We start from the raw sequence: 25,440 nt of genomic DNA on the forward strand, positions 1-25,440 counted from the left end.
CGGCGCGGGCAACCAGGGTGGTGCGGGCGACCAGGGCGGCGCGGGCAACCAGGGTGGCGCGGGCGACCAGGGCGGCGCCGGTGACCAGGGTGGTGCGGGCGACCAGGGTGGTGCCGGTGACCAGGGCGGCGCGGGCAACCAGGGCGGCGCGGGCAACCAGGGCGGTACCGGCAACCAGGGCGGTGTGACCGGTGGTGACACCGGCTCCACCACTGGTAACGCCTCCTCCGGCACCACCGGTGGCGACACCAACACCTGCACCGTCGACCTCGACGGTGCGAACTGCGCGGACAACACCACCCCCGACTCGGCCGGCAACCAGCCGGTCGAGCAGGGCAAGGGCAAGGACGAACTCGCCGAGACCGGTGCCGCAGAGACCACGTTCCTGCTGGTCGGCGCCGCGACGATGATTGCCGGAGGCATCGGCTTCCGGATCCTGCCGCGCCTGATGAACGGCCGTACGGTCGCCTAAGGGCCGCCTGCGGTAACAGGTACGCACAGAGGGGCCCGGGACGCCTGTCGGCATCCCGGGCCCCTCTGCGTACACGTACACGCTCCTGCAGGCGGACGGACGGCCTCGACTACACGGTCTGGTGCGCCAGCAGCGCCAGCGCGCCCAGCAGCACCACCAGCAGGGCCACCAGCGTCACAGGGTTCAGCCCCGCGAACATTCCCTGCCCCTGTTCCTGCTGTAGCCGTGCGCGGCTGGCCCGGCACACAGGGCAACGGCCCTCGTTCACGGGCGCCGCGCAGTTTGCGCACACCAGTCGGTCATAGGTCATGCGCTTTCCTCCTCCCGCGCGGCGGAGCCGCATACGCCTTCACTCCGCACAACGCTCACGGAAACGCAACCGTTCCCCCTACCACTGTGCCAGCTCGCGCGGATTTCGGCGCGGCCCGCCGGACATCACCCGTTCCGTGGTGCTTCGGCCCCGCTTCCGACCGATCCCGTTCCGCCATAAATCACCCATCCCCGGACGCGCGCCTGCACGCGTCAGCCCGGTTCGCGTATGGTCACGCACACCTACTCCCGGCCGACCGTGGTGCATCCGTGATCCGATTCGACAACGTCTCCAAGACCTACCCGAAGCAGAGCCGTCCCGCTCTACGGGATGTGTCTCTCGATATCGAGAAGGGCGAGTTCGTCTTCCTGGTGGGCTCCTCCGGCTCCGGCAAGTCCACCTTCATGCGACTCATCCTCCGCGAAGAGCGCGCCAGCCAGGGCATGGTTCATGTCCTGGGCAAGGACCTCGCGCGCATGTCCAACTGGAAGGTGCCGCACATGCGCCGCCAGTTGGGCACGGTGTTCCAGGACTTCCGCCTCCTCCCCAACAAGACCGTTGCGGAGAACGTGGCGTTCGCGCAGGAGGTCATCGGCAAGCCGCGCGGTGAGATCCGCAAGGCGGTGCCCCAGGTTCTCGACCTGGTCGGCCTCGGCGGCAAGGAGGACCGGATGCCCGGTGAGCTCTCCGGTGGTGAGCAGCAGCGCGTGGCGATCGCGCGGGCTTTCGTGAACCGTCCGATGCTGCTGATCGCGGACGAGCCGACCGGCAACCTCGACCCGCAGACCTCCGTCGGCATCATGAAGCTGCTGGACCGGATCAACCGGACCGGCACCACTGTGATCATGGCGACTCACGACCAGAACATCGTCGACCAGATGCGCAAGCGCGTCATCGAGCTGGAGCAGGGCCGTCTCGTACGTGACCAGGCCCGCGGCGTCTACGGCTACCAGCACTGAGCACCGAGCACTGAAAGGACGCCATGCGCGCCCAGTTCGTCCTGTCGGAGATCGGCGTCGGCCTCCGTCGCAACCTCACGATGACCTTCGCCGTCGTCGTCTCCGTCGCCCTCTCGCTCGCCCTGTTCGGCGGCGCGCTGCTCATGCGCGAGCAGGTCAGCACGATGAAGGACTACTGGTACGACAAGGTCAACGTCTCGATCTTCCTGTGCAGCAAGAGTGATGTGACCTCGACGCCCAAGTGTGCCAAGGGCGCTGTCACCGCCGAGCAGAAGAAGGAGATCGAGGGCGATCTCAAGAAGATGGACGTCGTCCAGACCGTCACGTACGAGTCGGCCGACGAGGCGTACAAGCACTACCAGCAGCAGTTCGGCGACTCGCCCATGGCGAGCAACATCACGCCGGACCAGATGCAGGAGTCGTTCCGGGTCAAGCTCCACGACCCGAAGAAGTACAAGGTCGTCGCCACCGCCTTCGCCGGCCGTGACGGGGTGCAGTCCGTCCAGGACCAGAGATCCATCCTGGACAACCTCTTCCAGCTGATGAACGGCATGAATGTGGCCGCCCTTTTCGTGATGGCGCTGATGCTGGTCATTGCGCTCATGCTGATCGTGAACACCGTCCGGGTGTCCGCGTTCAGCAGGCGGCGCGAGACCGGCATCATGCGGCTCGTCGGCGCCTCGGGCTTCTACATCCAGATGCCGTTCATCATGGAGGCCGCGTTCGCCGGTCTCATCGGAGGTGTGCTCGCCTGCGTGATGTTGCTGGCCGGCCGGTACTTCCTGATCGACGGCGGTCTGGCACTGCAGAGCAAGCTGAATCTGATCGACTTCATCGGCTGGGACGCGGTCTTCACCAAGCTGCCCCTGGTCCTGGCAATCGGTCTGCTGATGCCCGCCGTTGCCGCTCTCTTCGCGCTCCGCAAGTACCTGAAGGTGTGACGAGCGCCCCTGTGGCGCACGGCCAACCGGCCGTGCGCCACAGGGGCGTTGTCCTAGACTCGACGCCATGTCGGGCCCCACGCAATGTTTCGGGCCCCGCGGCGTGCGCCGCGGGGCGGCCCTGACATTGGTCTTCGCGACCGTGCTGGCCACCGCGGCGGCCACCGGCTCGCTGCCGCACGGCGGTGCGAAGTCCTCGGACATAGCCGCCCGTTCCGTCGCCTCCACCGTCGACGGTGACGAGGTGGTCGAAGCCGCCGCCCGCGCCGTCGCCGACGGCAAGTCCGGCAAGGAGGCGGCCGAGGAGGCCGTCAGCCGCAGCGGCGACCGCTGGGGTGCGGTGTACGACGAGCGGCAGTACGAGGAGTTCGAGCAGGCCCTCGACGGCTCGTACACCGGTGTCGGGATCGCCGCGAAGCGCTCCGCGGACGGGCTGGTCGAGGTGGCCCGGGTCCAGCCGGGCGGCCCCGCCGACCGGGCCGGCATCGAGCCGGGCGATCTGCTCCGTACCATCGACGGTCACCGGATCGACAAGCGCCCCGTCGCCGAGGCCGTGGCCCTGCTGCGCGGAGACCGTACGGAGGCGGACGCGGGCACCACCGTCGTGCTGGGGGTCCAGCGGGGCGCCGCCCTTCGGACCGAGACGCTGCACCGGGCCAGACTCACCACCGAGGCCGTCACCGTGCGGCGCATCGGACCGGACCGTTCCGATTCCTCCGCGGCTGTACTGATCGAGGTCGACTCGTTCACCAGGGGCTCGGGTGCCAGGATCCGCGACGCGGTCCGGGACGCACCGGCGGGCGCCGGGGTGCTCCTCGATCTGCGCGGCAACTCGGGCGGCCTGGTCACCGAGGCCGTGACCGCCGCCTCCGCCTTCCTGAACGGCGGCCTGGTCGCCACGTACGACGTGCACGGCAAGCAGCGTGCCCTCTACGCGCAGCCGGGCGGCGACACGGTCCGCCCCCTCGTCGTCCTCGTCGACGGCGGAACGATGAGCGCCGCCGAGCTCCTCACCGGCGCGCTGCAGGACCGGGGTCGCGCCGTCACCGTCGGATCGCGCACCTTCGGCAAGGGGTCGGTCCAGATGCCCAGCAAGCTTCCGGGCGGCTCGGTGGCCGAGCTGACCGTCGGCCACTACCGCACCCCGGCGGGCCGCGGCGTCGACGGCCGCGGCATCACCCCGGACCTCGCGGTCGGCTCCGGGGCCGAGCAGCGGGCCGAGACGGTATTGAGTGGCCTCGGGGGTGGGTCGTAGTGCGAAAATGGTCTCACTATGGCTAAGGAAAAGGACACAGGGCGCAAGCTCATCGCGCAGAACAAGAAGGCGCGGCACGACTACCACATCCTCGACACCTACGAGTGCGGTCTCGTACTCATGGGTACCGAGGTCAAGTCGCTGCGTCTGGGCCGGGCCTCCCTGGTGGACGGCTTCGTCCAGATCGACGGGGGCGAGGCCTGGCTGCACAACATCCACGTCCCCGAGTACGTGCAGGGGACCTGGACCAACCACTCCGCCAAGCGGAAGCGCAAGCTGCTGCTGCACCGGGCGGAGATCGACAAGCTGGAGTCGAAGGCGGGCGAGACGGGTCACACGATCGTGCCGCTCGCGCTGTACTTCAAGGACAGCCGGGTCAAGGTCGAGATCGCGCTCGCCAAGGGCAAGAAGGAGTACGACAAGCGGCAGACCCTGCGCGAGAAGCAGGACCTGCGGGAGACCAACCGGGCGATCTCGGCAGCGCGGCGGCGCCAGCGCAGCGCGTAGCCGGGGAGCGTAGGGGCGGGCCGGCAGGAATAGGCTGGCATCGTCGTGCGTTGGTCACGTACGATGGCACTGCACCTCACAGCGGGTGCGTGTTTTGAGAGGTTGACAATTAAATACGCCAACATGGGGATGATCGGTTTCGACAGCGGATGTCGAAGCAGGGGAAGCGAGTCGAGGAAGCGGCAATGATCTCGTAAACCATATGTCGCAACCAATAATCGCCAATTCCAAGCGCGATTCCTCCGCCTTCGCCCTCGCTGCCTAATTAGCAGCTAAGCGAAGACTCTGCGGAGTGTCAGCCCGGGGTTGATCCCGACCCGGATCCTGACATCATCAAGGGATCTAAACTTCTGGACCCGGCCACGGGGCCCAGAAGGAAATCAAACAGTGGCTGGGCCCGTCGGCGGCTTGTCCGCGTGACTGCCGGGGCCGAGAAAAGCGCAGCGGACTGCACTCGGAGAAGCCCTGATTCTGCACCGTTGGACGCGGGTTCGATTCCCGCCATCTCCACAATTCCCATGTGAACGAGGACCCCGTTGCCCACCGGCATCGGGGTCCTCGTTTTTGTGCCGGTCATCAGTTCCGGGGGGCCCGGACCCCGGCCGCCGCGACGACCAGCGCCAGCCCGGCCGCGCACACCGGAACGACATAGCCCGTCACCTGCCCCATGTGCTCCACCATCCAGCCACCGGTCGCCGAACCCGCGGCGATCCCGCCCAGCAGCGCGGTCACGGCCAGGGTCATGCCTTCGTTCAACTGGCCCTCGGGGGTGAGGCGTTGCACCAGCGTCATGCCGGTGACCATGGTCGGGGCCGTCGCCGCACCGGCGAGCAGCAGCGCGCCCGCGAGGGCGAGCAGCGAATCCGTCGAGGAGGCGGCCAGGAGGGGCAGGGACATCAGCGCCGTCATTCCGGCCAGACAGCCCAGCAGTCGGCGCCGCATGTCCGCGGCCGGGCGCAGTGATCCGTACAGCAGCCCCGCCACACACGATCCGGCAGCCTGGAGGGCCAGGATCGCGCCCCCGGCGTGGGCGATCGTGACGACCTCCATCGTGCCGAAGACCGCGCCGGTGGCGAGGAAGGCGGCGAGCAGGGCGGGCATGCCCGGGGCGCGGAGGGGGGAGCCCGCGTGGGTGCGGGGCGCCACCGGCGGTTCGGTGGCGCGCTGGGCGGCGAAGATCAGCACGCCGGTCATCAGCAGGATCGCCCCGACGAGTGTTCCGGCCTCCGGGAAGAGCGCCGCGCACAGCAGGGCGGCGAGGGCCGGACCGAGCATGAAGCAGAGTTCGTCGGCGGCCTGTTCGAAGGAGTTCGCGGTGTGCAGGGCCGCCGGATCACCCCGGTGCAGATGTGCCCAGCGAGCCCGGGACATCCCGCCGGTGTTGGGGGTGGTGGCGGTCGCGGCGTAGGAGGCGAAGAGCGTCCAGGACGGGGCCCCGTAGTGCACGCAGAGCAGCAGTGCCAGCGATCCGAGCGCGGCGATCGCGGTGGCGGGTACGGCGACCCTGGCCTGCCCGTACCTGTCGACGAGCCGGGCCGTCCACGGCGCGACCACCGCCGTCGCGGCGAGGCCGGTCGCGGTCACGGCGCCGGCCAGCGCGTACGAGCCGCGCGAACCGGCGATCATGATCACCGCGCTGACACTGAACATGCCCATGGGAAGCCGGGCCAGGAGATTGCCCGCGGTGAAGGCGCGGGCACCCGGGGTGGCGAGCAGTCGGCGATAAGGGTTGGTGGGCGCCGGCCTGGCGGCGGCGGTGCGCGGGGCTATGACCAGCAGGTCCCCGGAGACGGCGAGCATGGGGTCGGTGTGCGGGGCTCTCTCGTACGGCATGGACCAACCCTCACGGCGCATGGCCCGTGGGGTCCAACACCTTCTCCGTACCGATTAACGCATCTGTGTTGTAAATTCCTGGGTGTGGCCTCCTCCGCCGCCGATACGGGCACCCAGACGCATACCCATACCGACCCTCGGCTGCTCCGTGCCTTCGTGGCCGTCGCCGAGGAGCTGCACTTCACCCGTGCCGCCGCCCGGCTCTACATCGCCCAGCAGGCACTGAGCCGGGACATCCGCCGGCTGGAGCGCGAGCTGGGTGCGGAACTGTTCGTACGCACCACCCGGCAGGTCGCCCTCACCGCCGACGGCGAACGGCTCCTCCCGCACGCCCGGCGGGTGCTGGAGGCGCACGCCGATCTTGCCGCGGCCTTCGCCGACCCCGCGGCCCGGCCGCTCTTCGTCGACCTCAACACCGACGGCATGACGGCCGCCCGCGTACTCGCCCGCGCACGGGAGCTGGCTCCGGCGTGCGAGCTGATGGCGCGCTTCGAGAGCGGACTCACCTGGGCCGCCGACGAGATACTCGCCGGGCGGCTCGACGTCTCCTTCGGCCGCGCCGCCGGACTCGACCCCGTGGTGCGGGCGCGGCTCGGCGTACAGCCGGTGCGGTACGAGCCGATGGCCGTTCTGCTCCCCGCGGATCACCCCCTCGCCGCGCACGAGGTCGTTGCACCGGACGACCTGGCCGGTGAGACCGTCTACGCGGGCGCCGGGAATCCGCGCACCGAGGAGTGGACGGACCTCGCCCGGCTGCTCTTCGCCGAGTGGGGCATCGAGCTGGCGCCGCCCGCCCCACTCGCGATCGGCGTGGCCGAATTTCAACGGGTCATGGCAAAGTCGCGGCACCCGGTTCTGTGCATCGTCGACTTCCCTCCGTTGCCGGGCACCGTGGTGCGCCCGCTGGGCCGGCCCGTACCGCTCTCCCCGCTCCTGATGGTCTGGCGCAAGGGGCTGCGCCACCCCGGCCTGGACGCATTGCGTAAAGCCGCAGCTCAACTGGGCTCCGAGGAGGGCTGGATGGTGCGGCCGGACGGAAGCTGGCTGCCCGAGATCGATGCATCCCTCATGTTGAAATCCACCTGATTGGGGGAAAGAAGTGACGTTTCCGTGCGCTACATTCATCGCCCGGGTGCAATGTGGTGGGGGCGCGGACAGGGTGGGGGCCCGGTCCGGAAGCACATAATCGGACAGTCGTGCGCACCCGATCCTTGAGTGGGGGAAGTGCGTACACCTGTGGAAACCTGGCGTGAAGGTGCCCGTTCGGGGCACACACATGAGCCGAACGAAGTCACGGTCCAGCTCGACGGTCTGGGCCGGCAGCTCTCCGAGCTGACCGCGCAGCCGAGCGAACCGGAAGGCTCGGACGGTCCCGTGTTCGTCGACGAGAGCGGCCGACGCAGCAAGACGTTCCGGCGTCTGGGCTGGATCCTCGCCGCAGCCTGTGCCTGCTATGCGGTGACGCTGGCCGTCGCGGTGCTCGGCGGCAGTTCGAGCGCGCCCTGGCTGCCGCTCTCCGGTCAGGAAGGGCACAAGAACGCGGACGTGGTCCGGGCGCCGCCCGCACCGACGGGCGGCGCCCGTGAGGAGCTCCCGCCCGGCAGCGCGCCCGCCCGCGCCACCACCGGCCCGACGCCCGGCAGCGCGGCGACGACCTCGGGCAGCGCAGCCGCCGAACCGGAAGGTTCGGACGGCCCCGGCAAGGACACCCCGGCATCCTCACGCGTCGTATCGCCCAAGGCGCACGACGACACCGGCGGCGGCCAGAAGCCCGGACCGGTGTCCTCGGCCCCCGTACCGCCCTTCGACACCGCGACTCCGTCCACCGGCACCTCGACTCCGTCCGCGGGCAGCACGACGCCGCCGGCCCAGTCCCCGGAACCTCCTGTGCAAGAGCGAGAAGGCACCGAGTAAATGACCTCCCCTGCCCCGCGGGGCAGGCGCAACGTCAGGAAGCAGAGCGGGCGGCGCAGATTTCCCATGCGTTATCTGCTGCCGTCACTGCTCCTCGTTGCCCTGCTCGCCATGTTGATGCTGCGCGGCTATGTGCACAGCGAAGTCCTCGCCGACCACCGGGTCCGGCCCCCGGCGGCCACCGACCGGGTGCCCGATCAGATCCTCGACGGTGGCCCGGTCATCGACGCCCGGAACACCATCGGGCCCGCCAGGTCGCTGAGCATCCCCGGCCACCGCATCGTCCTGACCTTCGACGACGGGCCAGACCCGGTGTGGACCCCGAAAGTGCTCGACGAGCTGAAGAAGCACCACGCGCACGGCGTCTTCTTCGTCACCGGAACCATGGCCTCGCGCTACCCGGAGCTCGTGCGGCGCATGGTCGACGAGGGGCACGAGGTCGGGCTGCACACCTTCGACCACCCCGACCTCTCCTACCGGTCCCACTCCCGCATCGACTGGGAACTCTCCCAGAACCAGCTGGCGTTGGCGGGCGCGGCCGGTATCCGTACGTCCCTGTTCCGCCCGCCGTACTCCTCGTTCGCCGACGCCATGGACAACAAGTCCTGGCCCGTCACCCGCTACGTCGGCAGCCGCGGCTATCTCACCGTCGTCAACAACACCGACAGCGAGGACTGGGAGCGCCCGGGCGTCCCCGCGATCATCGAGCGCGCCACTCCCAAGGGCGGCAGAGGCGCCGTCATCCTGATGCACGACTCCGGCGGCAACAGGTCCCAGACCGTCGCCGCCCTCGCGCGGTTCCTGCCGCGGATGCAGCAGCGGGGTTACGAGTTCACCAACCTCACCACCGCCCTCGATGCCCCCAGCGCGCACACTCCGGTCACCGGATTCGCGCTCTGGAAGGGCAAGGCGTTCGTCTATGCCGTGGGCCTCTCGGAGAACGTCACCGGCGTCCTGGTGGCCGGGCTCGCGGTGATCGGCGTACTCGTCCTCGTCCGCTTCGGGCTGATGCTGCTGCTGTCCTTCCTGCACGCCCGCAAGGTGCGGCGAAGACACTTCGGCCGGGGGCCGGAGCGGGCCCGCCCGGTCTCGGTGATCGTGCCCGCGTACAACGAACGCGAATGCATCGCCAACACCGTGCGTTCCCTGGTGGCGAGCGACCATCCCGTCGAGATCATCGTCATCGACGACGGCTCCACGGACGGAACAGCCGGCATCGTCGAGGCGATGCGGCTGCCGCAGGTGCGCGTCATCCGCCAGCGCAACGCCGGAAAGCCCGCCGCCCTCAACAACGGGATCGCGCACGCCCGTCACGACATCGTCGTGATGATGGACGGCGACACCGTCTTCGAACCCGCCACCGTCCGCGAACTGGTCCAGCCCTTCGCCGACCCGCGCGTCGGCGCCGTCGCCGGGAACGCCAAGGTCGGCAACCGCGACTCGCTGATCGGCGCGTGGCAGCACATCGAGTACGTGATGGGCTTCAACCTGGACCGCAGGATGTACGACATCCTGCGCTGCATGCCCACCATCCCCGGTGCGGTCGGCGCCTTCCGCCGGGAAGCACTGGACCGGATCGGCGGCATGAGCGAGGACACCCTCGCCGAGGACACCGACGTCACCATGGCCCTGCACCGCGACGGCTGGCAGGTCGTCTACGCGGAGAACGCCCGCGCCTGGACCGAGGCCCCGGAGACCGTGCAGCAGCTGTGGTCACAGCGCTACCGGTGGTCGTACGGCACCATGCAGGCGATCTGGAAGCACCGCCGCGCCGTCGTCGAACGCGGCCCGTCCGGCCGCTTCGGACGCGTCGGACTGCCCTTCGTGGCCCTGTTCATGGTTGTCGCCCCGCTGCTCGCCCCACTCATTGACGTCTTCCTGCTGTACGGACTCGTCTTCGGCCCCACCCGGAAGACCGTCCTCGCCTGGCTCGGCGTCCTGGCGGTACAGGGCATCTGTGCCGCGTACGCGTTCCGGCTCGACCGGGAACGCATGACGCATCTGATCTCGCTGCCCCTTCAGCAGATCCTCTACCGGCAGCTCATGTACGTGGTGCTGCTCCAGTCCTGGATCACGGCGCTCACCGGCGGGCGCCTGCGCTGGCAGAAGCTGCGCCGTACCGGCGTCGTGGAAGCGCCCGGCGTCACGCCGGGCCGGCGGCGGAGCAATGACCGGAGGCCCGTCGCATGAGCCACCCGAGACACCTCCCCACGCATCCGACCGGTGTGCGGCGGACCGTGCCGTTCCCGGTGCAGGGTCCCTCCGCGCCGCCGGTCGCGGAGGCCGCGGCGCCGCCCGCCGGCGCGTTGCCGGGCGGCCGGGACCGCTATCTCGACCTGCTGCGCGCCGTCGCTCTCGTGCGCGTCGTCGTCTTCCATGTGTTCGGCTGGGCCTGGCTGACCATCCTGTTCCCCTCCATGGGCGTCATGTTCGCGCTGGGCGGTTCGCTGATGGCGCGCTCGCTGGCCCGCCCGGCACGGGACGTCATCCGCGGCCGGCTCCGCCGGCTGCTGCCCCCGATGTGGGCGTTCGCCGCCGCTGTCGTCCCGGTGATGTTCCTGCTCGGCTGGAAGCCCGTGAAGGAGGAGGGCATCTGGTGGTTCATCAAGCTGGGCTGCTACCTCCTTCCGGTCGGCGCCCCTCCGTATCCCTGGGAGAACGGCTCGCCGAGCGGCCTCCTGGAGACGTCCTGGGCCGACCAGGCCGTGGGCCCGCTCTGGTACATCCGTGCCTACCTGTGGTTCGTGCTCGCTTCACCGCTCCTGCTGAAGGCCTTCCGCCGACTGCCCTGGCCGACGTTGCTCGCTCCGATCGGGCTCACCGCCGTGGTCGGAACCGGACCGGTCACCATTCCCGGCGAGACCGGTGAAGGGCTCGTCGACTTCGCGGTGTTCGGGTCCTGCTGGATCCTCGGCTTCGCCCACCACGACGGTCTCCTGAAGAAGGTCCCGCGCTATCTGACGGTCTCGCCGGCCGCGTTCGTCATGGCGTTCGGACTGTGGTGGGCCTCGGGGCACCTCACCGAGGAGGGCTGGAACCTCGACGAGATCCCGCTCGCCCAGGCGGCCTGGTCGTTCGGCTTCTGTGTGATCCTGCTCCAGTACGCACCGTCCTGGCGCCAACTGCCCGGCAGGCTGGCCCGGTGGGACGGGCCGATCACCCTCGCCAACAACCGTGCGGTGACGATCTACCTCTGGCACAACCTGCTGATCATGGCCACCGAGCCGGTCATCGACCAGCTGTGGAACATCCCGTACTTCGGCGACCGCTTCGGTACGTACATCGGCGCCTCGTACATGGCGCTGATGCTGCTCCTCGTCTGGCCGCTGATGGCGCTGACGATCCCGGCGATCGGCTGGGTCGAGGACGTAGCGGCGAAGCGCGCACCGAGGCTCTGGCCGAACGGCTCGCGGAAGCGGCCTGGGTGACCGGGGAACGGTATACCTTCGCCGGACCGGACCCCGTCCTGCCCGTGTCCGAGAATCCGCAGCCCAGCCGCACCGAGGCGCGATCGTGACCGATCGATGTCATCTGACGTAACGGGCGGGAAATATGGGTGAACCAGCTCTGTCACGCACTGTTGGCAGGCTCGGCCCCCGGCATCATCGGGCAGCAGCGGGACGAGAGCCGGGTAGACCACATGCACGAGGACAAACAGCACGGGCCCCTCGCGGGCTTCACCGTCGGGGTCACCGCCGCACGGCGCGCGGAGGAGTTCGGCGCGCTGCTCGAGCGACGGGGTGCCGCCGTTCTGCACGCGCCCGCCCTGCGGATCGTGCCGCTCGCCGACGACAGCGAACTCCTCGCCGCCACCCGGCGAATCGTCGACTCCGCCCCCGAAGTGGTCGTCGCCACCACCGCGGTCGGCTTCCGGGGCTGGATCGAGGCCGCCGACGGCTGGGGCCTCGGCGACCGGCTGCTGGAAACCCTGCGCGGCACCGAACTGCTGGCCCGCGGCCCCAAGGTCAAGGGCGCCGTCCGGGCCGCCGGGCTGACCGAGACATGGTCGCCCGCCTCCGAGTCCATGGCCGAGGTACTGGACCGGCTCCTGGACGAGGGCGTCGAGGGCCGCCGGATCGCCCTTCAACTGCACGGCGAACCCCTCCCCGGCTTCAGCGAGTCGCTCCGTGCCGCGGGCGCCGAAGTCGTCGCCGTACCCGTCTACCGCTGGGTGGACCCCGAGGACATCGCCCCGCTCGACCGGCTGCTGGACAGCACCCTGGCCCGGGGCCTGGACGCCCTCACCTTCACCAGTGCCCCGGCCGCCGCCTCGCTGCTCGGCCGGGCTGAGAAGCGGGGGCTGATCCCGGAGCTCCTGAGCGCCCTGCGGGACGACGTCCTCGTGGCCTGCGTCGGACCGGTCACCGCCCTGCCGCTGCGGGCCCGTGGCATCGACACCGTCCAGCCGGAGCGTTTCCGGCTCGCCCCGCTCGTCCAGCTGCTGTGTGACGAACTCCCCTCCAGGGCGCGCATGTTGCCGATCGCCGGGCACCGGGTGGAGATCCGCGGTCACGCCGCGATCGTCGACGGCGAACTGCGCACGGTGCCACCCGCCGGAATGGCCCTGCTGCACACCCTGGCCCGCCGGCCGGGCTGGGTGGTGGCGCGCGCCGACCTGCTGCGCGCGCTGCCCGGCAGCGGAACGGACGAACACGCGGTGGAGACGGCCATGGCGAGGCTGCGTTCGTCACTGGGCGCACCCCGCCTCATCCAGACGGTCGTCAAGCGCGGCTACCGGCTGGCGCTGGACCCGGCGGAGGACAGCGAGTACGGCGATTCCTGAGGAGGCCGCGGATACTGCCGCGCCGTCAGGAACGCGGCACGCAGGAGAAGCGCGAGTGCGGCCGTGCACAGGACGGCCCGGACGGCGTTCCAGGCCACCCACGCGTCCTCGAACCTCTCGCGCACGGCTCCGGGGTCGGCGATCCTGGCCGGATCCCCGGCGTGTGCAAGGGCGTTGTTCAGCGGGACGTTGACGCCCGAGGTGAGCAGGAAGGCGACGGCGTACACGGCGAGGGCGGCGAAGATCCACAGGCGCGGACCGGGGGACCGACGCTGCTGCCAGGCGGCGACCGCCGTGAGGATCAGTGCCCCGAAGAATCCGGCGAAGAAGACCGGATTCTCGATGACGTCGTTGATGTTCTGCATGACCTCGATGAAGGTCCGGTCGTCGCTGCGCCCGAGGGCCGGCATGACCGCGCAGGAGAACACGTAGAACGTGCCTGCGACCAGTCCGGTGGCGACGGCGGCACCACCGAGCACGAGGTGCTGCGGGGCGCGGGAGGGGCGCATGGGCCGAGTGGTTGTCATGTCTCCCAGTGAAGTGGCGGGGACGGTCCCGCTCCATCGTTCAGGCGCGCAGCTCCATGCGCGGGCGTCCAGGAGCGCACGGCACTCGGGCCGCCGTCGTCGGTGCGGCTCGCCGGAACGGAGCCCGTTGTCGCCGGTGGGGCTTGCTGGGACGGAACCCGGGCGTTGTCAGTGCGGCTTGCTGGAATGGCCGCAGGCACGGAACGACGACCGGAGGGGGCCCTGTGGGTACCTGGGGCAGTGGGAATTTCGACGACGACACGGCGGCGGATCATCTGTCGGGCATCACCGGGCGGCTTGTCTCGGAGATCGAGGAGGCGATGGCCGGCGACCCGGTCGGCCTGGAGCCCGACGACTACTGGGGCGTTGCCGTGCCGTGCAACGTCGAGCTGCTGTGTCTGATCGCCGAGCAGCACTACGTCGGTGCCATGGTGCCCGGGGCGGCGGTGGTCGAGCGCTGGAAGAGGACCTTCATGGACGTGTGGGAACGGGCCATCGACGGCCTCGAACCCGAACCGGAATACAAGGAGAGGAGGCGGGCGGAGCTGATCCGTACCTTCGACCGTCTGGCGGTCCTGTCCGGGCGGGAGGCGGCGTGACGGTGCGACGAGGCCGGGCGGAGGCGGCGTGATGACGCCGGGGTAGCGTGACGGGGTGATCGACGACATCCACCGGCTCGACGCGGAGGTACGGCTCCGTCCCGCCGCCCCGGCCGACGCCGCCTCCCTGGCTGTGTCCCTGACCCGCAGCCGCGCGTACATGCAGCCCTGGGAGCCGGATCGGCCCGACACCTTCTACACCGAGCAGGGGCAGCGGGAACGCCTGGCCGGAATGCTCGCGGACCGCGACGCGGGGCGGGTGATGCCGTGGGTGCTCGCCGATGAACAGGACCGCGTGGTGGGCGGGTTCAACCTCAACGGCATTGTGCTCGGGCCGTTCCGCAGCGGGGTTCTCGGATACTGGGTCGACGTCGAGTACGCGGGCCGCGGGCTGGCCACGGCCGCCGTCGAGCGGATCTGTGAGCTGGCCAGGGACGAACTGCGCCTGCACCGGGTCGAGGCAGGGACGGTGCTGGACAACGTGGCGTCGCAGCGGGTGCTCGCCAAGTGCGGCTTCGAGCAGTACGGGATGGCTCCGCGCTACCTGCACATCAACGGTGAGTGGCGCGACCACCGGCTGTTCCAGCGGATCCTGCACGATGGGCCGTTGACGGGGTGACCGTTGACTGTGGGAGCGTCCTCGAACGCCGGACGGGCTCGCTTTCGCCGTGCGGGCGTGAAAGCCGAGCGCTGCTCGGCGATTGAGGACAAGGACGGCTACCGGACACCCCCGGTACGCCCCCGCGCATGCCGGTGTCCGTCCAGCGTCCACGGCGGCCGTGCCGGAAGAACCTCCGCGAAGCCGTATCCGCTCTTCTCGGCAACCCGGCAGGAGGCCTCGTTGTTCATCTGATGCAGCAGGTCCAGCCGCACGAGCCCGTCCGCGGCGAACGCTTCGAACGCCCAGTCGGTGAGCGCCCCGAGCGCCCGCGGCGCGATTCCGCGGCCGCGTGCCCGCGCTGTCGTCCAGTAGCCGACCTCCGCGCTGTCGGAGCCCGGTGCGGGGTACTTGAGCGCCACATTGCCGACCAGTTCGTCGGAGCGATCGCGATCGACCACCGCGAAACTGAAGCGGCTGCCGGATTCCCGGCCCTCCTGCTGCACGTGCAGCCAGTGCTGAGCCTCCGCCACGTCCGTGACCAGTGTGCGCAGCATGGCGCGCATCGCAGGGTCGCGATACGCCTCGATCAGGGCCGGCCCGTCGTCGGGCAGCCACGGCCGGAGCAGGAGCGGGCCGGCCTCAAGGGTGGCGGTGCGGAGATCGTCGTCCATCAGGGCAGCGTACGGGTACGCGTGCACCGACCCGCGTGGCATCAGGGGTTCCGGGTCTGCCGCCCGAGGGGCACTCTGGGGGAGACCTCCACCGGAGACCCCGAGGCGGTGACATGCACATGGCGGCGGGCAAAGGCTCGTACGACTGGCGGTTCGACTCCGGCCGCCCCTGCCTGGATCTGGTGGCCACAGGAATCGGCACCTCCGGCGCATGCGAACTGCTCGACGGCGCCGAGCGGCTCGCCGACTGGCTGGTGGCCGCCGGACTCGTACCGAGCGGCACCCACCTCGGCGCGGTGGACGACACCTGGGTGGTGCGCTTCCGGCAGCTGAGGACCGGCGTCGACCGCCTGCTGACCGCCGAACTCGGCGGCCGCAGAGCAGAGAGCGCCCTGGAACGGGTCAACGCGCTCGCCGCGACCGCACCACCGGGACTGCGGGCCGTACGCGGAGGAAGCGGCACGCTGGTACGGACACTGAGCGCCGATCCGGAATGCGGGGCACTGCTGGCCGCCGTGGCCCGCGACGCCGTGGAACTCCTGACCGACCCCGTGGCGCGAGCCGGCCTGCGCCGCTGCGAGGCCGGCAACTGCCGCCGCCTCTACCTGGACACCTCGCGCGGCCGCCGGCGTCGCTGGTGCTCCAGCGAGGTGTGCGGGAACCGGGAGCGGGTGGCCCGGCACCGGCGCCGGGCGGCGGCCGTGGCGATCACGGACGCGGACGCGGGAGCGTCGTAAAGAATCTTGAAACCGGATTGAATGGATTGCGGTTCCCGCTCGTGTTCATGGTCAAGGAGCCCAACAGGGGCTCGACCGGGAGGTTCGGGTGCGCAAGGATGCGGCCGTGGCCGATGACCGTCCGCACAGGGCTCGACATCGCAGTGAGCCGCCTTTGTCCCCCTCCGATGTCCCCCACGAGGAGTTGATGCGGGCGCTCTACCACGAACATGCCGGACCTCTGCTCGCGTATGTGCTCCGCCTCGTCGCCGGCGACCGACAGCGCGCCGAGGACGTGGTGCAGGAAACGCTCATCCGTGCCTGGAAGAACGCCGGTCGGCTCGACCGGGCCGCCGGCTCCGTCCGCCCCTGGCTGGTGACGGTCGCCCGGCGCATCGTCATCGATGGCCACCGCAGCCGGCAGGCCCGGCCGCACGAGGTCGATCCGTCGCCGCTGGAGGTCATTCCCGCGGAGGACGAGATGGACAAGGCGTTGCGGCTGATGACGCTCTCGGACGCGCTCGACGATTTGACCCCCGCTCACCGGGAAGCGTTGGTCGAGACCTATTTCAAGGGCCGTACGGTCAATGAGGCGGCTGATGTGCTGGGCGTCCCCAGCGGGACGGTGCGGTCCCGGGTCTTCTACGCACTGCGCTCGATGAAGCTTGCTCTCGAAGAAAGGGGGATCACGGCATGAGCGACCACGAGTGGGAGCCTTTCGGGCCCCGGGCGGCCGGTCCCTCCGGCCCCCGAAACTCCGGCAGCCCCAGCGGCCCCCGCAGCCCCGGTGGCCACACAGCCTCGCGCGGAGCCGCCGAGGGGCCCGGGCACGACGCCGCCGGTGCGTATCTCCTCGGCATTCTGGACGATGCCGAGGCCTCCGCCTTCGAGGCGCATCTGGCCGACTGCGACCTGTGCGCCGCCCATCTCGACGAGTTCGCCGGCCTGGAACCCATGCTCGCGTTGCTCTCGGAGTCCCCGGCCGCCGTACCGGGCGCCCGCCCCGTCCCGCACGTCCCGCAGCCGCCCGCGCCCCGCATGCTCGACCGGCTGGTCGACGAGGTCGCGGTCGAACGGGCCGGACGCAGGCGCCGCTCCAGGTATCTGGTCGCGGCGGCAGCCGCGCTGATCATCGGCGGTCCGGCGGTCGCGGTCCTGGCGACCGGCAACGACGGTACCTCGGCGCGGGCGGCCGACCCGTACCCCACCAGCCCCGCCGAGGACGTCTTCTTCCACCACATGATGGAGAAGGTGCGGGCCACCGACCCCACCACCAAGGTCGACGCCACCATCGGCATGGAGAAGAAGGCATGGGGCACCCACACCGTGCTGGAGCTCAAGAACGTCACGGGTCCGGAGAAATGCAGCCTGGTCGCCGTGTCGAAGACCGGTGAGGAGGAGATCGTCACCTCCTGGTCCGTACCGAAGTGGGGATACGGCATCAAGGACTCCCCGCACCCGGCCTCGAAGTACCCGCTCTATGTCCACGGCGGCGCGGCGATGGACCGCGGCGACATCGACCATTTCGAGGTGCGTACGTTCGACGGCAGGCGACTGGTGGAGGTCGACGCCTGATCGAGACTCCGCCGTGCCATTTCGATACGCGCGGCAGGGTGCGCGGCGGCCCCCGCTTCGCATAGGGTTGACGGCTGCCCAATGCACGTCAGAAGGGGGCCTCGGTGGCCGCGCAGGATGCCGCTGTCGATTCGATGCGGGACCGGGAAATCGGTGTCGAGCAGGAACATCTCGACCGTGTTTATCACCGCCTCGAAGAGAAGATCCACGAGGCGGAATTTCTCATGAATGACGCCGTCAAGCGCGGCCAGGTCGGTACCCCCGGAGCGCTCGCCGAGCGCGACGCCCAGGTGTTCCGGGCCGGAATCCACCTCAACCGGCTGAACAGCGAGTTCGAGGACTTCCTCTTCGGAAGGATCGATCTGCTGCTCGGCAAGGACGGCGAACGGGGCCCGGACGGCGCGTACACCTCCGTCGAACCGGCCGACGACGCCGTACGCGACGACAACTCCGCCGATATCGCGGAGACGCTGCACATCGGCCGGATCGGGGTCCTCGACTCCGACTACGCGCCGCTGGTCATCGACTGGCGCGCACCGGCCGCCGCACCGTTCTACCGGTCGACGCCGAAGGAACCGGGCAGGGTGGTACGCCGCCGGGTCATCCGCTCCAAGGGCCGCAAGGTCCTCGGGGTCGAGGACGACCTGATGCGCCCCGAGCTCACCGCGTACCTGGGCGGCGACAAGCTCCCCGTCATCGGCGACGGCGCCCTGATGGCGGCGCTCGGCCAGGCCCGCAGCCACACCATGCGGGACATCGTCTCCTCCATCCAGGCCGAACAGGACCTGGTGATCCGGGCACCCGCCGCCTCCGTCACCGAGGTGTCCGGCGGCCCCGGCACCGGTAAGACCGCCGTCGCCCTGCACCGCGCCGCGTACCTCCTCTACCAGGACCGGCGGCGTTACGCGGGCGGCATCCTCGTCGTCTCGCCGACCCCGCTCCTTGTCGCGTACACCGAAGGCGTGCTGCCGTCGCTGGGCGAGGAAGGACAGGTCGCGATCCGTGCGGTCGGTTCGCTCTCCGACGAGGCGGCCGGGGTCGAGGGCGCCACCACGTACGACGAACCCGCCGTCGCCCGGATCAAGGGGTCCTCCCGGATGCTCCAGGTGCTGCGCAAGGCGGCACGCGGCGCACTGGAACAGCCCGGCACCCCCCGCAGGACGGAGGACCGGGACGGCCAGCTGTCCTTCGGCGACGGAGCCGACGAGGCCCCGGCCACCCCGACCCGGCTGCGGGTCGTCGCGTTCGGCGCCCGTGTCGAACTGAACGCCGACGAACTGCACCGCATCCGGCAGTCCGTCCTCGGCGGCACCGCCCCGGTCAACCTGCTGCGCCCGCGCGCCCGCAGACTGCTCCTGGACGCCCTGTGGAACAAGTCCTCGGGCCGGGGCCGCTACACCGACCCCGAGCTGGCCGCCGAACTGCGCTCCTCCTTCGACGAGGACGTCTCCACCGAGACGCCCTTCCTCGACTTCCTGAACGCCTGGTGGCCCGAACTCACCCCACGCGGGGTGCTCGCCGCGATGGCCGACGAGAAGCGGCTCGGCCGCTGGGCGCGCCGGGTCCTCAACCAGGGCGAGGTGCGCCGCTTCGCCCGCTCCCTGAAGCGGCTCGACAGCGAAGGGAACGGGCCGCTCTCCGTACACGACGTGGCGATCCTCGACGAGCTGCAGACGCTGCTCGGCACCCCGCACCGGCCGAAGAAGAAGCGCGAATTCGACCCGCTGGACCAGCTCTCCGGTCTGGAGGAGCTGATGCCGCAGCGCGAGGAGACCCAGCGCGAGCGGGCCGAGCGGCTGGCCGCGGAGCGTACGGAGTACGCGCATGTCATCGTCGACGAGGCGCAGGACCTCACCCCCATGCAGTGGCGCATGGTCGGCCGCCGTGGCCGCCATGCCACCTGGACGATCGTCGGAGACCCGGCGCAGTCCTCCTGGTCGGATCCGGACGAGGCGGCCCGGGCGCGCGACGAGGCACTCGGCAACCGGCCGCGCCGCCGCTTCACCCTCACGGTCAACTACCGCAACCCGGCCGAGATCGCCGAGCTGGCCTCGAAGGTCCTGGCGCTCGCGATGCCCGGAATGGAGTCACCGGCCGCGGTCCGTTCCACGGGTGTGAAGCCGCGCTTCGAGACCGTACGCGACGGCGATCTGGCCGCATCGGTGCGCGAGGAGGCGCGGCGGCTGCTGGCCGAGGTGGACGGCACGGTGGGTGTGGTCGTGGCGATGCACCGCCGGGCGCAGGCCCGCAACTGGCTCGCCGAGCTCGGCGAGCGGGTGGTGGCGCTGGGCAGCCTGGAGGCGAAGGGCCTGGAGTACGACGCCACGGTGGTCGTCTCGCCCGCGGAGATCGCGGACGAGTCCCCGGCCGGTCTGCGGGTGCTGTACGTGGCGCTGACGCGGGCGACGCAGCAGCTCACGGTGGTATCGGGGGAGCGGGACCTGCCCGACGAGGACGGCGTCCCGGACCTGCTGAGGGACTGAGACAAGGAGCAGAGGCGCCGCCGGCGAGGCAGATTTTCGAACCGACCTGTCCTGCGGGAATCACTTCTGTGGGGTCTTTGTTAGCCTGGTGTCGGCACCGGCTCGATCCAAGCCCCCGGGCCCAACCTTCGTCGCTTCGAGCGACCACTTGCCGCGAGGCGAGCATGGCGGGTCGGTGCCGTTGAACAAGAAGACAGACCCGCGTCACCTTCCGGTGGCGCGGGTCTGTTGTTGTTTGCGGACCTGGCGGCTTCTTGACGGGGCTTGGCGGTTTCCGGCCCCGCGGGGAGCGGTGGGGGGTTCCGCTGAAGCCGCTGTCTCTCGTATGGTGGAAAATACTTTCCGAAACGCGGCAGTCATTACCGGCTACCAGCCAGTAGGTGCGACGATCGGGAAGCGTGTCCGAGGCGAGCGCCCCGGCCGCGCGGCAATGAAGCTAAGGAAAGCGAAGGACTCGGCCATGGCAACGGCTCCCAGCGTCTCGTACTCGATGACGGTCAGGCTGGAGGTGCCCGCGAGCGGCACAGCAGTCTCCCAGCTGACCACGGCCGTGGAGTCCTCCGGCGGTTCGGTCACCGGCCTCGATGTGACCGCCTCCGGCCACGAGAAGCTGCGGATCGACGTCACCATCGCCGCCACTTCCACCTCGCACGCCGACGAGATCGTCGAAAACCTGCGCGGCATCGAGGGTGTCGTGCTCGGCAAGGTCTCCGACCGTACGTTCCTGATGCACCTCGGCGGCAAGATCGAGATGGCGTCCAAGCACCCCATCCGCAACCGTGACGACCTCTCGATGATCTACACCCCGGGTGTGGCCCGGGTCTGCATGGCGATCGCCGAGAACCCCGAGGACGCCCGCCGCCTCACCATCAAGCGCAACTCCGTCGCAGTTGTGACGGACGGCTCCGCCGTGCTCGGCCTCGGCAACATCGGTCCGATGGCCGCCCTCCCGGTGATGGAGGGCAAGGCGGCCCTCTTCAAGCGGTTCGCCGGCATCGACGCCTGGCCGATCTGCCTGGACACCCAGGACACCGACGCCATCGTCGAAATCGTCAAGGCGATCGCCCCCGGCTTCGCGGGCATCAACCTGGAGGACATCTCCGCACCCCGCTGCTTCGAGATCGAGGCACGGCTGCGCGAGGCCCTGGACATCCCCGTCTTCCACGACGACCAGCACGGCACCGCGATCGTGGTCCTGGCCGCGCTGACCAACGCACTGCGCGTGGTGGGCAAGGGAATCGGGGACGTGCGGGTCGTCATGTCCGGCGCCGGAGCAGCCGGTACGGCCATCCTGAAGCTCCTCATCGCCGCGGGCGTCAAGCACGCCGTCGTCGCCGACATCCACGGCGTGGTGCACGCGGGCCGCGAGGACCTGGTCTCCGCCGACGCCGACTCGCCGCTGCGCTGGATCGCCGACAACACCAACCCCGAATCCATCACCGGCACCCTCAAGCAGGCCGTCGTGGGTGCCGATGTCTTCATCGGCGTCTCCGCTCCGAACGTGCTGGACGGCGCCGATGTCGCCGCCATGGCCGACGATGCGATCGTGTTCGCGCTCGCGAACCCGGACCCCGAGGTCGACCCGGCAATCGCCCGCCAGACGGCGGCAGTTGTCGCCACCGGCCGCTCCGACTTCCCGAACCAGATCAACAACGTGCTGGTCTTCCCGGGTGTCTTCCGCGGTCTGCTGGACGCCCAGTCCCGCACCGTCAACACGGAGATGATGCTCGCCGCGGCGCGCGCCCTCGCCGATGTCGTCGCCGAGGACGAGGTGAACGCGAACTACATCATCCCGTCGGTCTTCAACGACAGGGTGGCGGGAGCGGTCGCCGGTGCCGTCCGGGAGGCCGCGAAGGCGGGGAGCGGCGCTGTGACGGGCTCGGGCGACCTCGACTGAACCGTTCACTCACAGAACCCGCCACGGCCCCTGTCGGCGTCGCCCACGGCCGTGGCGCCCCTCACGTTGGCCTGACGTACGGCGCGTCGCGGGTCGCGGCGCCACAAACGCCCCTTTAGGGTGGGCGGGCGGCGCGTCCCGCAGAGCCCCGCATCCGCTGCGGACCGCTTTCGGGGAGTCGACGGAACGTCACCACGACGAGGCAGTGGTGCTTTTCGTGTGACTCCGGAGGGTGCCGGATTGGCTTTCCCGCCGCAGGTGGGGGCAGGATGCGTAATCGGGCGCGAGGGTCTGACGACAGACCCGGGTCCGGGGACTGTCCGAGGGCCCTGGCAGCATCGGCTTCGATCTCACGCCTCACAGGCAAGAAGAACACGGGAGTAACAACATGAACCGCAGTGAGCTGGTGGCCGCCCTGGCCGACCGCGCCGAGGTGACTCGCAAGGACGCCGACGCCGTGCTGGCCGCGCTCGCCGAGACCGTCGGTGAGATCGTCGCCAAGGGCGACGAGAAGGTCACCATCCCCGGCTTCCTGACCTTCGAGCGCACCCACCGTGCCGCTCGCACCGCTCGTAACCCGCAGACCGGCGACCCGATCAACATCCCGGCCGGCTACAGCGTGAAGGTCTCCGCGGGCTCCAAGCTCAAGGAAGCCGCCAAGGGCAAGTAAGCCCCACAGGCGCGACGAAGGGCGGTCACCCGACCAGGGTGACCGCCCTTCGGTGCACCGGCCCCAGAGGGCCCGTTTCCGGGCTTCTGCCGCCATTGCGGACCAGGGGTGCGGGCCCGGCCCCTCCCGCAAACGGAGAACGGGGGCCCGGGGCAGCGCCCCGAACCCCCGTCAGCAACCCTCGGGCGCCGCGCCTCAGACCAGCGCCCCGCCCGGCAGCTCCACCTTCGCGCCGAGCTTCTCCAGCTTCTCCATGAAGTTCTCGTAGCCGCGGTTGATCAGGTCGATGCCGTGCACCCGCGACGTGCCCTGCGCCGCCAGCGCGGCGATCAGATACGAGAAACCGCCGCGCAGGTCCGGAATGACCAGATCCGCGCCCTGCAGCTTCGTCGGCCCGGACACGACCGCGGAGTGCAGGAAGTTGCGCTGACCGAAGCGGCAGTCGGAGCCGCCCAGGCACTCGCGGTAGAGCTGGATGTGCGCGCCCATCTGATTGAGCGCGGAGGTGAAGCCGAGCCGGGACTCGTACACCGTCTCGTGGACGATGGACAGGCCCGAGGCCTGCGTCAGGGCCACGACCAGCGGCTGCTGCCAGTCGGTCTGGAAGCCGGGGTGCACGTCCGTCTCCAGGGCGATGGCGTTCAACGCGCCGCCCGGGTGCCAGAAGCGGATGCCCTCGTCGTCGATCTCGAACGCCCCGCCGACCCGGCGGAAGGTGTTCAGGAACGTCATCATCGAGCGCTGCTGTGCGCCCCGCACGTAGATGTTGCCCTCGGTGGCCAGCGCCGCGGACGCCCAGGAGGCCGCCTCCAGACGGTCCGGGATCGCCCGGTGCGTATAACCGTCCAGCCGGTCGACACCGGTGATCCGGATCGTCCGGTCGGTGTCCATCGAGATGATCGCGCCCATCTTCTGCAGTACGCAGATGAGGTCCTCGATCTCCGGCTCCACGGCCGCGTTGGACAGCTCGGTGACGCCCTCGGCGAGCACGGCCGTCAGCAACACCTGCTCGGTGGAGCCCACCGACGGGTACGGCAGCCGGATCTTCGTGCCGCGCAGCCGCTGCGGGGCCTCCAGATACTGGCCGTCCGCCCGCTTCTCGATGGTCGCGCCGAACTGCCGCAGCACGTCGAAGTGGAAGTCGATCGGCCGGCCGCCGATGTCACAGCCGCCGAGCCCCGGGATGAACGCATGGCCCAGCCGGTGCAGCAGCGGGCCGCAGAAGAGGATCGGGATGCGCGACGAGCCCGCGTGGGCATCGATGTCGGCGACATTGGCGCTCTCGACATGGGTCGGGTCCAGGATCAGCTCGCCCGGTTCGTCACCCGGCCGGACCGTCACACCGTGCAACTGCAGCAGCCCCCGCACCACCCGCACGTCGCGGATGTCGGGCACATTGCGCAGCCGGCTGGGTCCGCTGCCGAGCAGCGCGGCGACCATTGCCTTCGGCACCAGGTTCTTGGCGCCTCTGACGCGGATCTCGCCCTCCAGCGGGGTTCCGCCGTGGACAAGCAGGACATCGTCTGTGCCGGTCATGAATCTCGCGTTCCGGAGTGGTCGGGCAGGGGGCCAACCGAAAGGGTAATGGCCCACAGCCCCCTCCGTAAGGGAGCGGGGGTGTGCGAACGTCATGAATTCGCCACAACACGCTCTGCTCCCCGACTCTTGCGGAGGGTTACCGTCCGCAACGCCCTCCGGGCGGCGCGCTCCCCGTGCATCCGTACGCCCTGAGCTGCGCCCGGTCCCCCTCGGCGACCGGGCGGCCCACTTGGTCCCCGCGGAGAGCGAAGATGCGGGATCATTTCTGCCATGACCGAGGTGTCCTCGCTCACAGGGCGACTGCTCGTGGCCACACCCGCGCTCGCGGACCCGAATTTCGACCGCGCGGTGGTGCTGCTCCTCGACCACGACGAGGAGGGCTCACTCGGCGTGGTCCTCAACCGCCCGACCCCCGTCGGCGTCGGCGACATCCTCACGTCCTGGGCCGGCCTGACCGGCGAACCCGACGTCGTCTTCCAGGGCGGCCCGGTCTCGCTCGACTCTGCGCTCGGCGTGGCCGTCATCCCCGGCGACGAGGGCCCGCTCGGCTGGCGCCGGGTGTACGGGGCGATCGGCCTGGTGGACCTGGAGGCCCCGCCGGAACTGCTGGCCGCGGCGCTCGGCTCGCTGCGGATCTTTGCCGGGTACGCCGGCTGGGGCCCCGGACAGCTGGAGACGGAACTCGGCGAGGGGGCCTGGTACGTCGTCGAGTCCGAGCCCGGAGACGTCTCCTCCCCGCGCCCCGAACACCTCTGGCGAGCGGTCCTGCGCCGCCAGCGCAGCGAACTGGCGATGATCGCCACCTATCCGGACGACCCTTCGCTGAACTGATGCTCCGGGCTTTCAGTACCCTTGGCGTTTATGAGCACTCTTGAGCCCGAGCGCGGGGCAGGTACGGGCACCCTCGTAGAGCCGACGCCGCAGGTGTCGAACGGCGACGGCGACCACGAGCGCTACGCCCATTACGTCCAGAAGGACAAGATCATGGCGAGTGCCCTGGAGGGCACCCCCGTGGTCGCACTGTGCGGCAAGGTCTGGGTCCCGGGTCGCGACCCGAAGAAGTATCCGGTCTGTCCCATGTGCAAGGAGATCTACGAGTCCATGGGTGCCGGCGGCGACAAGGACAAGGGCAAGGGCGGCAAGGACAAGAATTGACGATCCTCTCCCGGCTCCGAAGCCGGGAGATTC

General features: G+C 70.0%; 25 protein-coding genes and 1 other RNA gene. 21 read left to right on the plus strand and 5 right to left on the minus strand.

Annotated elements, in window-relative coordinates; genetic code table 11:
* The coding region (locus tag GA0115254_RS40365) for an LPXTG cell wall anchor domain-containing protein (protein ID WP_256103042.1) at positions 1-472 on the plus strand (472 nt) is incomplete at its 5' end.
* Between the two features lie 109 nt (positions 473-581).
* On the opposite strand, the gene GA0115254_RS40370 is transcribed toward GA0115254_RS40365, so the two are convergent.
* Positions 582-782 (minus strand): hypothetical protein, encoded by a 201-nt coding sequence (locus tag GA0115254_RS40370; RefSeq protein ID WP_093900237.1) that lies wholly within the window; start codon positions 780-782, stop codon positions 582-584.
* A gap of 269 nt (positions 783-1,051) precedes the next feature.
* Here GA0115254_RS40370 and ftsE point away from each other — a divergent pair, with 269 nt between their 5' ends.
* From ftsE to ssrA, 5 genes are all read left to right on the plus strand, one after another.
* Positions 1,052-1,741: a cell division ATP-binding protein FtsE gene (gene ftsE, locus GA0115254_RS40375; RefSeq protein ID WP_024489199.1), complete on the plus strand. Its 690-nt coding sequence runs from the start codon at positions 1,052-1,054 to the stop codon at positions 1,739-1,741.
* Between the two features lie 23 nt (positions 1,742-1,764).
* Positions 1,765-2,682: a permease-like cell division protein FtsX gene (gene ftsX, locus GA0115254_RS40380; RefSeq protein WP_093900238.1), complete on the plus strand. Its 918-nt coding sequence runs from the start codon at positions 1,765-1,767 to the stop codon at positions 2,680-2,682.
* Between the two features lie 67 nt (positions 2,683-2,749).
* Positions 2,750-3,937 (plus strand): S41 family peptidase, encoded by a 1,188-nt coding sequence (locus tag GA0115254_RS40385; RefSeq protein ID WP_093900239.1) that lies wholly within the window; start codon positions 2,750-2,752, stop codon positions 3,935-3,937.
* 18 nt (positions 3,938-3,955) lie between these two features.
* Positions 3,956-4,444, plus strand: a complete 489-nt coding sequence (smpB, locus tag GA0115254_RS40390) for an SsrA-binding protein SmpB (protein ID WP_093900240.1) — start codon at positions 3,956-3,958, stop codon at positions 4,442-4,444.
* Between the two features lie 125 nt (positions 4,445-4,569).
* Positions 4,570-4,957: a transfer-messenger RNA gene (ssrA, locus tag GA0115254_RS40395) on the plus strand.
* A gap of 63 nt (positions 4,958-5,020) precedes the next feature.
* Here the strand turns inward: ssrA and GA0115254_RS40400 are convergent.
* The gene (locus GA0115254_RS40400) at positions 5,021-6,277 is read right to left on the minus strand and encodes an MFS transporter (RefSeq protein WP_256103045.1); all 1,257 of its coding nucleotides are present in this window, start codon (positions 6,275-6,277) and stop codon (positions 5,021-5,023) included.
* An 84-nt stretch (positions 6,278-6,361) separates the two neighbouring features.
* On the opposite strand from GA0115254_RS40400, the gene GA0115254_RS40405 reads away from it, so the two are divergent.
* The 5 genes from GA0115254_RS40405 (at position 6,362) to GA0115254_RS40425 (ending at position 12,974) form a co-directional block, all read left to right on the plus strand.
* A complete protein-coding gene (locus GA0115254_RS40405) occupies positions 6,362-7,363 on the plus strand; it encodes a LysR family transcriptional regulator (protein ID WP_093900241.1) in 1,002 nt (333 codons plus the stop codon).
* Between the two features lie 138 nt (positions 7,364-7,501).
* Positions 7,502-8,191, plus strand: coding sequence for a hypothetical protein (locus GA0115254_RS40410; protein ID WP_256103046.1), 690 nt, complete (start codon positions 7,502-7,504; stop codon positions 8,189-8,191).
* Positions 8,192-10,381 carry a bifunctional polysaccharide deacetylase/glycosyltransferase family 2 protein gene (locus GA0115254_RS40415; protein ID WP_093900243.1) on the plus strand — a complete coding sequence of 730 codons (2,190 nt, stop codon included), beginning with the start codon at positions 8,192-8,194 and terminating at the stop codon, positions 10,379-10,381.
* A complete protein-coding gene (locus GA0115254_RS40420) occupies positions 10,378-11,619 on the plus strand; it encodes an acyltransferase family protein (protein WP_093900244.1) in 1,242 nt (413 codons plus the stop codon). Before GA0115254_RS40415 ends, GA0115254_RS40420 begins: the two co-directional genes overlap by 4 nt.
* 212 nt (positions 11,620-11,831) lie before the next feature.
* The gene (locus GA0115254_RS40425) at positions 11,832-12,974 is read left to right on the plus strand and encodes a uroporphyrinogen-III synthase (RefSeq protein ID WP_093900416.1); all 1,143 of its coding nucleotides are present in this window, start codon (positions 11,832-11,834) and stop codon (positions 12,972-12,974) included.
* On the opposite strand, the gene GA0115254_RS40430 is transcribed toward GA0115254_RS40425, so the two are convergent.
* The gene (locus GA0115254_RS40430; RefSeq protein ID WP_093900245.1) at positions 12,923-13,501 is read right to left on the minus strand and encodes an anthrone oxygenase family protein; all 579 of its coding nucleotides are present in this window, start codon (positions 13,499-13,501) and stop codon (positions 12,923-12,925) included. The two genes, GA0115254_RS40425 and GA0115254_RS40430, sit on opposite strands and share 52 nt — an antisense overlap.
* A 224-nt stretch (positions 13,502-13,725) precedes the next feature.
* On the opposite strand from GA0115254_RS40430, the gene GA0115254_RS40435 reads away from it, so the two are divergent.
* Together GA0115254_RS40435 and GA0115254_RS40440 are read left to right on the plus strand one after the other, a co-directional pair.
* A complete protein-coding gene (locus tag GA0115254_RS40435; RefSeq protein WP_093900246.1) occupies positions 13,726-14,100 on the plus strand; it encodes a DUF4259 domain-containing protein in 375 nt (124 codons plus the stop codon).
* Positions 14,101-14,155: 55 nt separating this feature from the next.
* On the plus strand, positions 14,156-14,719 hold the full coding sequence (locus GA0115254_RS40440; protein WP_093900247.1) for a GNAT family N-acetyltransferase: 564 nt from the start codon (positions 14,156-14,158) through the stop codon (positions 14,717-14,719).
* Positions 14,720-14,817: 98 nt separating this feature from the next.
* Here GA0115254_RS40440 and GA0115254_RS40445 read toward each other — a convergent pair whose 3' ends face one another.
* Positions 14,818-15,372 (minus strand): GNAT family N-acetyltransferase, encoded by a 555-nt coding sequence (locus GA0115254_RS40445; RefSeq protein WP_093900417.1) that lies wholly within the window; start codon positions 15,370-15,372, stop codon positions 14,818-14,820.
* 119 nt (positions 15,373-15,491) lie between these two features.
* On the opposite strand from GA0115254_RS40445, the gene GA0115254_RS40450 reads away from it, so the two are divergent.
* The 6 genes from GA0115254_RS40450 (at position 15,492) to GA0115254_RS40475 (ending at position 22,713) form a co-directional block, all read left to right on the plus strand.
* Positions 15,492-16,109 carry a CGNR zinc finger domain-containing protein gene (locus GA0115254_RS40450; protein ID WP_093900418.1) on the plus strand — a complete coding sequence of 206 codons (618 nt, stop codon included), beginning with the start codon at positions 15,492-15,494 and terminating at the stop codon, positions 16,107-16,109.
* Positions 16,110-16,197: 88 nt separating this feature from the next.
* Positions 16,198-16,785 (plus strand): sigma-70 family RNA polymerase sigma factor, encoded by a 588-nt coding sequence (locus tag GA0115254_RS40455; protein ID WP_093900248.1) that lies wholly within the window; start codon positions 16,198-16,200, stop codon positions 16,783-16,785.
* Positions 16,782-17,663: an anti-sigma factor family protein gene (locus GA0115254_RS40460; RefSeq protein WP_093900249.1), complete on the plus strand. Its 882-nt coding sequence runs from the start codon at positions 16,782-16,784 to the stop codon at positions 17,661-17,663. The genes GA0115254_RS40455 and GA0115254_RS40460 overlap by 4 nt, the downstream gene beginning before the upstream one ends.
* A 104-nt stretch (positions 17,664-17,767) precedes the next feature.
* Complete coding sequence (locus tag GA0115254_RS40465) at positions 17,768-20,146, plus strand: HelD family protein (RefSeq protein WP_176740496.1); 2,379 nt, start codon at positions 17,768-17,770, stop codon at positions 20,144-20,146.
* Positions 20,147-20,606: 460 nt separating this feature from the next.
* Complete coding sequence (locus GA0115254_RS40470; RefSeq protein ID WP_093900251.1) at positions 20,607-22,043, plus strand: NAD-dependent malic enzyme; 1,437 nt, start codon at positions 20,607-20,609, stop codon at positions 22,041-22,043.
* Positions 22,044-22,431: 388 nt separating this feature from the next.
* Positions 22,432-22,713: an HU family DNA-binding protein gene (locus GA0115254_RS40475; RefSeq protein ID WP_003968811.1), complete on the plus strand. Its 282-nt coding sequence runs from the start codon at positions 22,432-22,434 to the stop codon at positions 22,711-22,713.
* A 195-nt stretch (positions 22,714-22,908) separates the two neighbouring features.
* On the opposite strand, the gene murA is transcribed toward GA0115254_RS40475, so the two are convergent.
* Positions 22,909-24,249 carry a UDP-N-acetylglucosamine 1-carboxyvinyltransferase gene (gene murA / locus GA0115254_RS40480; protein ID WP_093900252.1) on the minus strand — a complete coding sequence of 447 codons (1,341 nt, stop codon included), beginning with the start codon at positions 24,247-24,249 and terminating at the stop codon, positions 22,909-22,911.
* Positions 24,250-24,522: 273 nt separating this feature from the next.
* On the opposite strand from murA, the gene GA0115254_RS40485 reads away from it, so the two are divergent.
* On the plus strand, positions 24,523-25,083 hold the full coding sequence (locus tag GA0115254_RS40485) for a YqgE/AlgH family protein (RefSeq protein ID WP_093900253.1): 561 nt from the start codon (positions 24,523-24,525) through the stop codon (positions 25,081-25,083).
* Between the two features lie 30 nt (positions 25,084-25,113).
* Complete coding sequence (locus tag GA0115254_RS40490) at positions 25,114-25,407, plus strand: DUF3039 domain-containing protein (protein ID WP_093900254.1); 294 nt, start codon at positions 25,114-25,116, stop codon at positions 25,405-25,407.
* The last annotated feature ends 33 nt before the right edge of the window (positions 25,408-25,440 follow it).

This window comes from Streptomyces sp. Ncost-T10-10d (genome assembly GCF_900091955.1).
Taxonomy (GTDB): domain Bacteria; phylum Actinomycetota; class Actinomycetes; order Streptomycetales; family Streptomycetaceae; genus Streptomyces.

Bases quoted from the DNA above. Each gene is read 5' to 3' on its own strand.
- GA0115254_RS40370 (WP_093900237.1), bottom strand. From the start codon at position 782: ATGACCTATGACCGACTGGTGTGCGCAAACTGCGCGGCGCCCGTGAAC.
- ftsX (WP_093900238.1), top strand. From the start codon at position 1,765: ATGCGCGCCCAGTTCGTCCTGTCGGAGATCGGCGTCGGCCTCCGTCGC.
- GA0115254_RS40385 (WP_093900239.1), top strand. From the start codon at position 2,750: ATGTCGGGCCCCACGCAATGTTTCGGGCCCCGCGGCGTGCGCCGCGGG.
- smpB (WP_093900240.1), top strand. From the start codon at position 3,956: ATGGCTAAGGAAAAGGACACAGGGCGCAAGCTCATCGCGCAGAACAAG.
- GA0115254_RS40400 (WP_256103045.1), bottom strand. From the start codon at position 6,277: ATGCCGTACGAGAGAGCCCCGCACACCGACCCCATGCTCGCCGTCTCC.
- GA0115254_RS40415 (WP_093900243.1), top strand. From the start codon at position 8,192: ATGACCTCCCCTGCCCCGCGGGGCAGGCGCAACGTCAGGAAGCAGAGC.
- GA0115254_RS40420 (WP_093900244.1), top strand. From the start codon at position 10,378: ATGAGCCACCCGAGACACCTCCCCACGCATCCGACCGGTGTGCGGCGG.
- GA0115254_RS40425 (WP_093900416.1), top strand. From the start codon at position 11,832: ATGCACGAGGACAAACAGCACGGGCCCCTCGCGGGCTTCACCGTCGGG.
- GA0115254_RS40430 (WP_093900245.1), bottom strand. From the start codon at position 13,501: ATGACAACCACTCGGCCCATGCGCCCCTCCCGCGCCCCGCAGCACCTC.
- GA0115254_RS40445 (WP_093900417.1), bottom strand. From the start codon at position 15,372: ATGGACGACGATCTCCGCACCGCCACCCTTGAGGCCGGCCCGCTCCTG.
- GA0115254_RS40450 (WP_093900418.1), top strand. From the start codon at position 15,492: ATGGCGGCGGGCAAAGGCTCGTACGACTGGCGGTTCGACTCCGGCCGC.
- GA0115254_RS40460 (WP_093900249.1), top strand. From the start codon at position 16,782: ATGAGCGACCACGAGTGGGAGCCTTTCGGGCCCCGGGCGGCCGGTCCC.
- GA0115254_RS40470 (WP_093900251.1), top strand. From the start codon at position 20,607: ATGGCAACGGCTCCCAGCGTCTCGTACTCGATGACGGTCAGGCTGGAG.
- GA0115254_RS40475 (WP_003968811.1), top strand. From the start codon at position 22,432: ATGAACCGCAGTGAGCTGGTGGCCGCCCTGGCCGACCGCGCCGAGGTG.
- murA (WP_093900252.1), bottom strand. From the start codon at position 24,249: ATGACCGGCACAGACGATGTCCTGCTTGTCCACGGCGGAACCCCGCTG.
- GA0115254_RS40485 (WP_093900253.1), top strand. From the start codon at position 24,523: ATGACCGAGGTGTCCTCGCTCACAGGGCGACTGCTCGTGGCCACACCC.
- GA0115254_RS40490 (WP_093900254.1), top strand. From the start codon at position 25,114: ATGAGCACTCTTGAGCCCGAGCGCGGGGCAGGTACGGGCACCCTCGTA.